Here is a 12,080-nt window from a genome sequence, read left to right on the forward strand (position 1 = left end):
AAATCAACCGACAATTCGCATAGACAACTATTAATAATATTATATCATATTAACGCGGTGAATTAATAAAGAATAAAATAAAAGCTGTCGAAGGTTTTTCGACAGCCTGAGGACTTTAGCAGTCCTTTCAATATACTATTCACATACCCATGACAGCCCCATGGTTCCGACGCCTGTATGGACGCCTGCAACAGTTATGAGCATTAATTTCGCTGTTTCAATTTTTGGATAGGTCTCGTTGATTAATGTTTCAATCTCTGCTGCCTTGTCAACATCATTTGCGTGAAGGATGGCTACTTTCTTCACTATATTCTTTGCCAGATCTTCCTTTAGTTGATTTAGCAGCCAGGCAGTAGCCTTTTTTTCAGTTCGGACTTTTTCCTTTATCTTAGCTGCGCCTTCTTCCATTGCCAGTATCGGTTTGATATTAAACAGCGATGCCAAGATTTTTTGGCTTCCGGAAACCCTGCCGCTCTTGTGAAGCTGATTAAGGTTGGAAGGGACTAAATATAATCGTGTATGTTCACGAAGAGCATTAAGCCGGGAGACAACTTCCTCAATTGCCAGTCCAGATTCAGCCAGTTCAATCCCTTTATTGATTAAAAAGGACAGCGGATAAGAACCAATTTGGGAATCGATGGCAAACAATTTAAAGCCTGCCATTTCAGCTGCCATGGCTGATGATTGATAGGTTCCAGTCAAAACACTGGAAGCATGTATCGCTATGCCGAAATCATATTCCTCCTTTAATTTATGATAAAGCTCCACGAAATCATTAATAGATGGCTGGGAAGATTGAAATTTACCTTCTTCATTTTTCATTCTTTCATAGAACTCTTTTTCGGTTATATCGACATTTTCTTTGTAAAATTCATTATTAATTACTACATGTAAAGGGATCACATGTATTTGATGTTCTTCAATAAATTCTTGACTGAGAGAAGCACTTGAGTCAGTAATCCATGCAATCTTAGCTTTCGTCATCGTTTCTCTTCCTCCAGTAGGAAATCTCTTAATAGTTAAAATAACGTTTTCTTAACTGAATATTTTCAATAGGTTTACTTTACTAAAGTCTTAGACTCTAAACTAGTTACATTTATCATGTTTAAAAAATTTTTGTAAAATAATTTTTTAAAGTGTGATTTAAATCACACAATTCAAGTGTTTCCGGTCGTATAATTAACACTATCTTAATAGTGAAAACACAAGGAGGATCTAAAAATGCTAGATAACAAGACTGTAGAAATAATCAAATCAACTGTCCCTGTTTTGGAACAACACGGGGAAACGATAACAACCACATTTTATCAACTCATGTTCCGGAACCATCCTGAATTATTGAATATTTTTAATCATGCCAACCAAAAGCAAGGCAGACAGCAAAGGGCGCTTGCCGGAGCAGTATATGCAGCAGCAAAATATATCGATAATCTTGAAGTCATTATTCCTGTAGTGAAACAAATTGCCCACAAGCATAGAAGCCTTGGGATTAAACCTGAGCACTATCCAATTGTTGGCAAGCATCTTTTAATGGCGATTAAGGAAGTTCTAGGTGAAGCGGCAACAGATGAAATCATCGAGGCTTGGGGACAAGCCTACGGGGTAATTGCGGACGCATTTATCAGCGTGGAGGCAGAAATGTATGATGAAGCCGAGAATCAGCATGGAGGATGGGAAGGCTTCCGAGGCTTTGTAGTAGACCGCAAAGTGGCAGAAAGTGAGGTTATTACCTCTTTCTACTTAAAACCTGAAGACCAGCGTGAAATAGCTGACTTTAAACCAGGCCAGTACATAAGCATTAAACTGGAAATCCCGGGAGAAAAATTTACTCACATTCGGCAGTATAGTCTATCAGATGCACCGGGACAGGATTTCTACCGAATCAGTGTGAAACGGGAAGCAAACACACAAAATCCAGACGGAGTTGTATCCAATTATTTACATGATCATATTAATGAAGGAGATATACTCAAGGTAAGTGTACCTGCAGGGGACTTTGTCCTAGATACTCAAAACACATCTCCACTTGTATTACTAAGCGGCGGAGTTGGATTAACTCCGATGATCAGTATGTTAAAAACCGTTGTTAATCTCCAGCCTAACCGCAAGGTAACTTTTATTCATGCAGCTGCTAACAGCGGTGTTCATGCCCTTAGAGATGAAATAGAAGAGTTTTCAAAGAATCATAATGTTTCGTCTTATGTCTTTTATGATTCACCAACAGAGGAGGACCGTAAGAACCATCGCTTTGATGTGGAGGGATTTGTAACAAAGGAATGGCTGCAAAATAACCTGCACGCCGGCGAATCTGAATTTTACTTCTGCGGTCCTGTGCCATTCATGAAAGCGATGAACCGTGCCTTAAAAGAATTAGGTGTTCATGAAGAACAAATTCATTTTGAATTCTTTGGGCCAAAGGGAGATTTAGACCAATAAAATAGTATGTTAAAAACCGACTCCTAATCAAAAGGAGTCGGTTTTTTATCGCGTGAAAATTGAAAAATAAGTGAACTTGTGTGAAAAAGTCTCTTACATAAAGCGTTTGAAAGTTTGAATCAGCCGCAAACTGTGATTAAATAGGAGAAAAGGTTATTACTTCAGAAAGGAAGATTATTTTTGAGTAAGAACTATGTTCGCTTGGTAACAATCACTGGAGCGGCATTTTTCCTCCTATGGTTAGGTGGTCTCGCCTGGGCTGTCGGGGAGTATTATGCCGGAAGCACAGAATCCATCCAAAAACCAAGTGCCCAGGAAAAGGTAGTCCCCAATAAAAAGGGATTAACGATCACTGCAATAGGGGATTCATTGACAAGAGGGACAGGGGATGAGACTGGAAAGGGGTATGTGGGAGTTTTGGCGGATGAATTAAAAGAAAGGACCAATCAGCCCATCCAGTTAACAAACCTTGGGATCAATGGACAAACCTCTGGGCAATTGAGGGAGCAGGTACAGCAAATTGAGGTGGGGAGGCAGATTCAAAAGGCCGATATGGTTTTAGTCACAATCGGCGGCAATGATTTATTTCGCGGTGGCGAAGGATTGATGGATTTAGAAACCAACACTATTTCAGAAATTGAGAAAAAATACATTGATAACTTGAATTTTATTTTTCAACAAATACGGAAAAACAATGAAGATGCCACCGTATTTTTTATAGGCTTGTATAATCCTTTCATCGAATTGGATCAAGGGAAAGAAATGTCCAAGATCGTGCGCCGCTGGAATTACGATAGTGCGGAAGTTAGTGCAGCTTTTCCTAAGGTTGTTTTTGTGCCAACCTTTGACATATTTGAGTTGAATGTGAATGATTATTTGTATACCGACAAGTTTCATCCGAATACAAAAGGGTATCGCTTAATTGCTGAACGAGTAGCCTCATTGGTTACATGGTAAGGAGTACGAGATGATGGAGAAACCTATAACTTTGGCTGTAAAAGAATTAAGAAAAGTCATTGGCAAAAGGGAAATCATTAAAGAATTGACTTTTGATTTGCGGGAAGGAGAAGTGTTTGGTTTCTTAGGTCCAAATGGTGCAGGGAAAACAACTACGATCCGGATGCTGGTTGGGTTAATTAAACCGACATCAGGAACCATTGAAATCTGCGGGACCAACCTTAAAGAAGATTTTCAAAAGGCATTGGGAAATCTGGGATGTATCGTCGAGAATCCTGAGCTATACCCGTTTTTATCAGGGTATAATAACCTGCTCCATTTTGCGAGGATGCTTCCAAACGTTGGGGAAGAGCGGATTAAAGAAGTAACAGAGCTTGTTGGGCTAACAGAAAGAATTCACGATAAGGTAAAGACTTATTCTTTAGGAATGCGGCAGCGGCTCGGAATTGCACAAGCCCTGCTTGGGCGTCCAAAAGTATTAATTCTTGATGAGCCAACCAACGGGCTGGACCCTTCAGGGATCAGGGAAATGCGGGAATTTATCCGTTTTCTTGCAGAAGACGAGGGCTTAAGTGTCCTGGTTTCAAGCCATTTATTGAGTGAAATCCAGCTCCTCTGTGATCGGGTGGCTATTATAGCCAAAGGGTTGATAATTCGAACAGATACAGTGGAAAGGCTCTTGGCTAATCGGGAGCAGGTAGCTTGGCGTTTGTCCCCTTTTGAGAAGGGACGGGATCTATTATCTTCGTTGACCGTCATTGAGGAAACGGATAACCAAACCATTTTAACGGAATTTCATGAACAAAAAACCCCGGAATGGAACAGGCTGCTAGTCGAAGCGGGGGTTTCTGTCTTGGAGATGAGCCGTAAAATGCCAGTGCTGGAAGACTTGTTCCTAGAGTTAACAGGAGGGGAAGCGATTGAATAAGCTGATCCAAAATGAAATGATGAAGCTGATTGCCAAAAAGCGTTTAGTGGTAATCGCTCTCATTATAGGTGTTTTAGTAGTTCTATTTACCTATGCCCAATATAAGGATGTACAGAGGGAGCGAGATAAGCTCGGAACGAATGATTGGCGGACGATACTTCAACAGCAAATCGTGGATACGACGAACCGGTTGAGCAGCAGCCGCCTATCAGATGAATGGAGACAGGAGCTGCAAATCTCACTTCAACAAAAGCAATATTATTTAGACCACGATATTAACCCAGCTGAACCTGGTGCTCCCACGTTTATAAGAATTTTTTTAGAAAATGCGATTGATTTGTTTATTCCTTTAATGGTGATGGTAATTGCCAGTGACATAGTCTCTTCAGAACATAGCATCGGGACGGTCAAGCTGCTATTAACCAGGCCGGTGAGGCGCTGGAAGGTCCTAATGAGTAAATATATTTCCTTATGTTTAGCGATATCGCTTATTATTGCCATTGCGGGCCTTTTGTCATTTCTAATATCTGGCTTGGTGTTTGGATACAAAGGCTGGAATGCCCCCATTATAACAGGGTTTCATGTCACCGGCTCAGGATTAAATACTTCGGATGTCAAGCTTTTAGATTTATGGAAGTTCTTAATGATGGATTTTGGGCTTGTATGGTTTGTGGCTATTGTTGTAGGGACTTTAGCTTTCATGCTATCCGTATTGATTCGCAGTACAGCAGCGGGGATGGGTGTGATGCTGGCAGCGCTGATTTCAGGGGCTATCTTAAACAATATGGTATCTTCATGGGAATCGGCAAAATATTTTTTTATGGTGAATTTACGATTGACAGATTATATGCAGGGAAACCCGCCGCCCATTGAAGGCATGACCCTTTCATTTTCCTTGATGGTTCTATTTGTCTGGTGGGCAGCGTCCCTTGCTGTTTCGTTTCTGGTCTTTACTAAAAAAGATGTATTTTAGGAAAATAAAACGAAAAGGTATATAACAAAAAAGCCCATTCCAATTTTGGAGTGGGCTGTTGCCTTAAAGTGGGGAACTATAAGGCGGTTAATTGGGATATTTCTATTCGATAACCTAAAAGGAAGAAACCCAGATAATAAAAGAGATCACTATTGTTTAGCAGTTATTTTTACGGGTTCATGGCTGACGCCAAAGTGCTGCTTGAAGATTAGAGCGGGACCACCAAGCATAAATAGATACCGGGCCTCGATTACTTGTTTCATAAAGGCGCCAATTAATCCTGATAACCGGACACTGCCTACCAGTCCAACCGCAGCCCGGGTGCCAAGTGAGGCAACTGAACCTTTATGATGATATTCAAATGTTGTCAAAGCTTCATCGCGTATTGCGGCAACGATGTTTTTGGCACAAACAGGTGCCTGCTGCAGAGCCACTTGTGCAGTTGGAGGCAGCGCAGATTTTTCATTTTTCATAAATAAGGCATTATCTCCGATACTAAAGATATTTTTCATGTTTTTCACTCGTAAATACGGATCAACAGGAATCTTTCCTTTTTCAACAGGAAGACCGAATTTTTCTATAATCGTGTTTCCTTTAACCCCGCAAGACCAAACAACTGTCCGGGTAGGAATGTTTTCGCCATTTTCTAGACGGATTTCTTCTGGTGTGCATTCTAGAATTTTTTTAGAAGTGATTAACCGAACATTGTGCTTTTCGAAAAATTGCGTTGTATATTCAATGGACTCCTTAGGAAAAAACGGGATTACAGATGGTGCAGCTTCAACTGCAACAAGTTTTACCTGTTCAAATGGAACACCATGTTCTTTACATAATTTTGGCATGGCATCTACCAATTCACCGACCATTTCAATCCCGGTAAAACCGCCGCCTGCAACGACAAAGGTTAAACGTGATGGGTCTTGGTCTTGTTTGTACAAATTAAATTGTTTCAAGATATGATGATAGATCGCCTTTGAGCTCCTGAAGCTGCGAATTTCGAAGGCATTTTCTTTAATGCCTGGTATTCCGAAGGTCGCCACCTCGAAGCCTAAGGCGATTACTAAGTAATCGTAAGGAACCTTTTCGCCTCCAACAAGATGAACTTCCTGTTTATTGGCATCGACCGCAGCCACTTCAGCTTTTATGAAATTTGTTTTTTCGGGATTAATTATTTCTGGTATGGAAAGCGCAATTTGCCTGTCGGCAGCAGTCGCTGCCCCGATTTTATGAAGCTGTGTTGTTAAGTAATGATAATCATGTTTATTAATTAAGGTAACTTTGGCTTCGCCGGCTTTTAAAAACTTTTCTAGACGCTTGCTTGTGACCATCCCACCGTAACCGCCGCCTAAGATGACAATATTGGGTCTTGACATACTAACCACTCCTGGCCCCTGAATTTATTTTAAAATAGTTTTATGTGAATTATTTCACAATAATATAGAAAAAATTAAGAACAAGAAAAATTGTTCTTTTGTGAAATATTTCACAAATATTTACTACAATAAGATTACGATAGTTTTGTAAGGAACTCAAGGCTTTTTTTGCAAAAAATATGGCAAATTAGAGAATTTTTATTCAAAAACAGGGAATGATAAATTCGTCCAAAAATAACCAGAAAATGTGGTGGAAGAAGAGGTATGAAAGGAGAAAAATCAATGAAGATGATACTTTTGATTATGAGTTTCGTGATGATGCTGCCTGGGATAGCCGGGGCCGCAGATTATAGCTATGCGGTACCTACGGAAAAACCATGTGATAATTGCAGTGAGGATCATAGAGAACATCACAAAATGATGCACAAAGATTGGCAGGCAGAACAAGCGAAAAGAGAGCAAAAGCTATTAGCATGGGTAAACCAATATACCCCTGATAAAAAACAGGAATGGGCAAAAGCAATCGAGGAAAGGAAACAGCTTCGAAGCCAATGGATGAGCCCAGAAAATGCCAAAAAGCGGGAACAATGGAAAGCTGAAAAAATGGCAAAGATGAAAAAACTTCGGAAACAATTGGAAGAGGGGAAAATGACTAAAGAGGAATTCATAAAACAGATGCATGGAGGAAAAGGTAAGGAAGAATGGAAATCATTCCATGACCTTAAGCTTGCTGTAGAAAAACAGGATAGCGGACAAGCAGCCGATATTTTGAACCAGTTATTGTCCCAGTATAAGGCGAATAATCAAATGTTAAGGGAAAAGTTGAAGTGATCTACCAAGCAAACGATGAAGGAGATTTTTTATGGGCAGAAAATCCATGATGATGACAACAGTTGCTTTAGGGGCAGCCTATTTACTCCGCAATGAAAAAACGAGAAAAAAATTGATGGATCAATTTCAAAATTTATCGGGCAAATCAAAGAGATAAGATCCAAATCCAAACAGAGAAAAACAAGCTGGAGCATATGATTCAGCTTGTTTTTTTGTATTATTTTTTAGGTCTGTTGGAGTTTGTTTGGCTTCTTTAATATCCTCATTTATATCTTTTTTGATATCATCTGTAATTCCTTGGGCAGCATTTTTAAATTCCCGGATCGATCTTCCGACGGCACGCCCCGCTTCAGGGAGCTTACTTGGCCCAAAAACGATTAAGGCAAGAACTAGGATTAAAATCATACCTGGAACGCCAATATTTGAAAGCATCGTGTCATCTCCTAGCAAATTATTATGAGACAGACTAATTATAACCCCTTTGGAGATAGGATTCTAGTAGCTTTGTATGGTTTCAACATTATTGTGCGAACTCGGATTGGACATAATGATATAGAAGCTTCGCTGTATGTTCAATGGATTGCTCGTGAGTCCGCTCAAATGCGTGTGATGAGTCGATTCCAGGACCTATCAGCCCATGGACAATATCATGACCCGAACGGATTGCTGCTGAAGCATCAGATCCGTAATAAGGGTAAATATCTAATTTATATTGAATTTGATTGGCCTCCGCTAAACGCACCAAATGTTTTCTGAGCCCGTAATGGTAGGGGCCGCTGGCATCTTTAACACAGATAGAAACTGTATATTCGTCAGTGGATTGCCCGTCGCCCATGGCTCCCATATCAACGGCTAAATATTCGACTGTCTCTGGAGAAATATTGGAGTTTCCTCCATAACCGATCTCTTCGTTATTTGAAATGAGAAAATGTGTCGTATAGGGGAGCACGATGTTCTCGGTTTTAATTTGTTTCATTAATTGCAAAAGAATGGCAACACTTGCCTTGTCATCTAAATGTCTGGACTTTATATATCCGCTTGGCGTAATCTCCACCCTTGGGTCAAACGAAACAAAATCTCCGACCTCTATGCCAAGGGCACGCACCTCTTGGGCACTATGTACCTTTTCATCAATTCGTATTTCTATATTTTCCTGATTTCGTTCGGCCTTTCCGGCATCCTTATAAACATGGACGGATGTTTGATGCATTAGAATCGTTCCTGTAAATACTTTTCCGCTGCTCGTTTCAATTTTGCAGTATTCTCCTTCAATCGAGTTATACTTGAATCCGCCAATCAAGTCAATCTTAAGTCTGCCGCTTGGTTTAATCTCCTTGACCATCGCACCCAAAGTATCCACATGCGCGGTAAGCATCCGGTGCCGGCTGGAATCCTGGCCGGGAATGGTTGCGATTAAACCTCCTTTTCTGTTTCTGCTTGTTTCCACGCCCGCTTCACCAAGATATTTTTCTACAAACGAGATCACATTACCGGTATTCCCGGATGGGCTTGGAATCGAGACTAATTCAGCCAATAATTTCATCGTGCCATCGATATTGGAATAAACCAATTTTCTATCCCCTTTCTCAAGTAAATACTTTCTTATTATATAACTTATCGGCAATATTTACAGATTTCTTGCATAGGTTACTAGTATTGAAATAGTAAGCAGGTTTAGCCATGATAAAATTGGATATAAATGAGAATAGTCGAAAAATTGTAATTAAAAGGAGATGAGAACGTTGACCAGAGTTGAACTGCATCAAAAAAATCCAAAGCCAATCTCTTGGAAGGGTCCGATTCTTTTCCTTTTTGCGGTCATCATTTTTGCAGGTTGTTTCCTACTATTCCGCCATTATTATCAAAGCACGATCAGAATAGAGGCTCCAGAAGAAAATGCAGGGAAGAAGGTAGTAATCCAACTGCCGAATGGACAAGAAGTTTATACATATGAAAATTTTATTTTTGAAAAAAATGGAAAAATGTATTATAAGGGAGAACAAAATAGAATGGATTTGACTGGCGGTACGATCAAGTACGAAAATTGGAAATAGAAAGGCGGAAGCCATCATTCGTGCTTCCGCCTTTCTATTTAAACCAGCCTTTCTTCATAAACCACCAGGACATGCCGGCTCCTATAAGGAACATGATAATGAGGATGCCAAAGTATCCATATTTCCAGGTTAGTTCTGGCATATGCTGAAAATTCATTCCATATATACCCGCAATAAAGGTCAGCGGCATAAAGATGGTCGTGATCACGGTTAAGACCTTCATCACATGATTGGTCTGGTTGGAATTTATGGAAATATAGCTGTCACGGATGTCTGTAGTAAGCTCTCGGCTAGCCTCAATCATTTCTGTAAGCTTTAACAAATGGTCATGAATATCTGAAAAATATACCATTTTTCCTTGCATCTCTGTCATTCGCTGGGAATTAAGAATTCGATATATGAGGTCGCGCATGGGTGTTACCGTATGCCTCAATGACAGAAGCTGATGCCTTGTATCAAATAAATCCTCCAGTAAGGCTTCCATGGATCGTTGACCAGAGTTTTCGTCAATCTCATTTAACCGATCCTCGATTTTATAAACGAGAGGAAAATAGTTGTCCACCATTCTGTCAATCACATTGTAAAGGACATGTGCCGGGTCCCATTTCTTAGCATGGGCAGATTGGCTGAGCCGATTCCATACCTCACTAATTTCAATGGAAGGCTGGTAATGGAACGTGACAATATAATTGCTGCTTAGGAAAAAATCAATTTCTTCTTTTGTAATCGTATCCTGATTTAGCGCCTGCGTAACAAAGAAGGTGTAATCCTCATAATAATCAAGCTTGGGCCTTTGTAAAAATTGTATGCAATCCTCAATGGCTAATGGATGGAATCCCAATGGATTAATCAGTTTCTCAATTTCTTCGTCAGTCGGCTGGTGAAAATCAATCCAATACCATTTATATTCTCCAGTTACGAGTTTTTCAATTTCCACATCCAGCTTGATTTCAGAATTCTTTGTAATAGCAATGGTTTTGATCATAAGTACCCCTCTATTGCAAATCTATAAACACAACTATAACGGAAAACCAAATAAAATAACAGTGTGCCTTATCGGATTAAGTAATTTTTTGAAGATAACACAGTTCATCGAAGTCGAAAAAGTTATCTTAAGGATATTATGCCAATTTTTGGGCAAATTAGGGGAAAGCAGAACGGATAGGGTGGAATACTTTATGCCGACAATGAAAGTCGAGTCAATTAAAAAGAATATTTTAAACAAAATTGGACAGCCTTCCTCTGATTTGGTCGCAAGAGAAGTGCATACGAAAGAAAAATACATGGAAATTTTATATATTAATACCATCAGCGACGAGTCAATCATACATGATAAGCTATTGACCCCTTTTTTTGAGATCGAGGATCAACAGGATTTTTTAACCTTTTTGCAATCACATCCTAAAATATTGCCCTTTAAGGATGAACAAAAAGCCATTGAAGATTTACTAAAAGGGGTCGTGATTATTTTTTATCAAAATTTTATCTTTACTTTTGACAGCAAAGCAAACCTGGCAAAAGTGACATCCGGAACTGTTGTGGAAACAACGGTTCAAGGACCGCAATCAGGATTTACAGAAAGCCTGCATACCAATGTCGGACTAGTCCGGGAAAGGTATCCTGTGCCTGAATTAACGATTGAATCGCTGTCGATTGGGTCGATTTCGAAAACCGATGTGATGCTGCTCTATGATAGCCGATTTGCTGACCCTGATACAGTCAAAAAGATGATAGATTTCCTGAAGACGGTTCATATTCAAATGTTCCAATCCGGAGAACAGCTGCTTGACAGCATTACTAAACATAACCGATCCTTTTTCCCGACTATGCTTGTGACGGAAAGGCCTGATCGTTCTGCTGTTAACTTATCAACCGGCAAACTGATTATTTTAGTAAATGGCTCGCCGTTTGCCGTCATTGCTCCTTCAGTGATGAAGGATTTTATGTCCTCCATGGAGGATATTTACCAAACTTATTGGGTTGGGCGCTTCCTCCAGCTCCTGCGTTTTGTAGGCTTTAATATTAGTGTGGTCTTGCCTGGCATGTATGTTGCACTTACGGCATATAACCCCGAGGTATTCCGCGTACAGTTAGCATTATCGATTGCTGGCAGCCGAACAGCAGTACCATACCCTGCGTTTGTTGAGGTATTGTTAATGCTGTTTATGATGGAACTTCTGACGGAGGCAAGCATCAGGCTACCTAAAGCCATTGGGCCAACAGCGACAACTGTTGGCGGCTTAATTTTAGGTCAGGCAGCTACGGAAGCTGGACTCGTAAGTAATATTATGGTTATTATCGTTTCGTTTGTGGCGATTACAAATTTTGTCGTTCCGATTAACACCTTTAGTTTTACGATTCGAGTTTTGAAATACTTAATTTGGGCACTCGGAACAATTTTTGGATTAGTTGGAGTCGTACTGGGCTTCTTAATGATAAACGCCTATATGGTAAAATTAGATAGTTTTGGTGTGCCATATTTAACTCTCCTGCAGAGTAAGCCGAAAAATTGACCGCAGGGAGGAAGG

The 12,080-nt window shown here is 40.1% G+C and carries 12 protein-coding genes; 7 read left to right on the forward strand and 5 right to left on the reverse strand.

The features are described 5' to 3' along the window. Window positions 1-135 precede the first annotated feature (135 nt). Window positions 136-984, reverse strand: a complete 849-nt coding sequence (locus tag NFS43_RS11410; protein ID WP_251551798.1) for a DegV family protein — start codon at window positions 982-984, stop codon at window positions 136-138. Window positions 985-1,221: 237 nt separating this feature from the next. Between NFS43_RS11410 and hmpA the strand changes: the two genes are divergently transcribed. The 4 genes from hmpA (at window position 1,222) to NFS43_RS11430 (ending at window position 5,294) form a co-directional block, all read left to right on the forward strand. Further along, on the forward strand, window positions 1,222-2,436 hold the full coding sequence (gene hmpA, locus NFS43_RS11415; protein ID WP_251551799.1) for an NO-inducible flavohemoprotein: 1,215 nt from the start codon (window positions 1,222-1,224) through the stop codon (window positions 2,434-2,436). Between the two features lie 180 nt (window positions 2,437-2,616). Continuing rightward, window positions 2,617-3,393, forward strand: coding sequence for an SGNH/GDSL hydrolase family protein (locus NFS43_RS11420; protein WP_420910325.1), 777 nt, complete (start codon window positions 2,617-2,619; stop codon window positions 3,391-3,393). A gap of 13 nt (window positions 3,394-3,406) precedes the next feature. Continuing rightward, on the forward strand, window positions 3,407-4,321 hold the full coding sequence (locus NFS43_RS11425) for an ABC transporter ATP-binding protein (RefSeq protein ID WP_251551800.1): 915 nt from the start codon (window positions 3,407-3,409) through the stop codon (window positions 4,319-4,321). Then, complete coding sequence (locus NFS43_RS11430; RefSeq protein WP_251551801.1) at window positions 4,314-5,294, forward strand: ABC transporter permease; 981 nt, start codon at window positions 4,314-4,316, stop codon at window positions 5,292-5,294. Before NFS43_RS11425 ends, NFS43_RS11430 begins: the two co-directional genes overlap by 8 nt. A 149-nt stretch (window positions 5,295-5,443) precedes the next feature. On the opposite strand, the gene NFS43_RS11435 is transcribed toward NFS43_RS11430, so the two are convergent. Next, window positions 5,444-6,667, reverse strand: coding sequence for an NAD(P)/FAD-dependent oxidoreductase (locus NFS43_RS11435; RefSeq protein ID WP_251551802.1), 1,224 nt, complete (start codon window positions 6,665-6,667; stop codon window positions 5,444-5,446). 282 nt (window positions 6,668-6,949) lie between these two features. On the opposite strand from NFS43_RS11435, the gene NFS43_RS11440 reads away from it, so the two are divergent. Continuing rightward, a complete protein-coding gene (locus NFS43_RS11440; RefSeq protein ID WP_251551803.1) occupies window positions 6,950-7,498 on the forward strand; it encodes a hypothetical protein in 549 nt (182 codons plus the stop codon). A gap of 126 nt (window positions 7,499-7,624) precedes the next feature. Here NFS43_RS11440 and NFS43_RS24540 read toward each other — a convergent pair whose 3' ends face one another. Both NFS43_RS24540 and NFS43_RS11450 read right to left on the reverse strand, forming a co-directional pair. Further along, window positions 7,625-7,930: a twin-arginine translocase TatA/TatE family subunit gene (locus tag NFS43_RS24540; protein ID WP_338150603.1), complete on the reverse strand. Its 306-nt coding sequence runs from the start codon at window positions 7,928-7,930 to the stop codon at window positions 7,625-7,627. Between the two features lie 88 nt (window positions 7,931-8,018). Continuing rightward, window positions 8,019-9,041, reverse strand: a complete 1,023-nt coding sequence (locus NFS43_RS11450; RefSeq protein WP_251551889.1) for a M42 family metallopeptidase — start codon at window positions 9,039-9,041, stop codon at window positions 8,019-8,021. Window positions 9,042-9,231: 190 nt separating this feature from the next. On the opposite strand from NFS43_RS11450, the gene NFS43_RS11455 reads away from it, so the two are divergent. Then, complete coding sequence (locus NFS43_RS11455; RefSeq protein ID WP_251551804.1) at window positions 9,232-9,552, forward strand: hypothetical protein; 321 nt, start codon at window positions 9,232-9,234, stop codon at window positions 9,550-9,552. Window positions 9,553-9,586: 34 nt separating this feature from the next. On the opposite strand, the gene corA is transcribed toward NFS43_RS11455, so the two are convergent. Further along, complete coding sequence (gene corA / locus NFS43_RS11460; RefSeq protein WP_251551805.1) at window positions 9,587-10,537, reverse strand: magnesium/cobalt transporter CorA; 951 nt, start codon at window positions 10,535-10,537, stop codon at window positions 9,587-9,589. Between the two features lie 193 nt (window positions 10,538-10,730). On the opposite strand from corA, the gene NFS43_RS11465 reads away from it, so the two are divergent. Continuing rightward, entirely contained in the window at window positions 10,731-12,065 is a 1,335-nt protein-coding gene (locus tag NFS43_RS11465) for a spore germination protein (protein ID WP_251551806.1), read from the forward strand. Window positions 12,066-12,080: the final 15 nt, after the last annotated feature.

The sequence above is a fragment of the Neobacillus muris genome (assembly GCF_943193175.1).
Classification (GTDB): domain Bacteria; phylum Bacillota; class Bacilli; order Bacillales; family Cytobacillaceae; genus Neobacillus; species Neobacillus muris.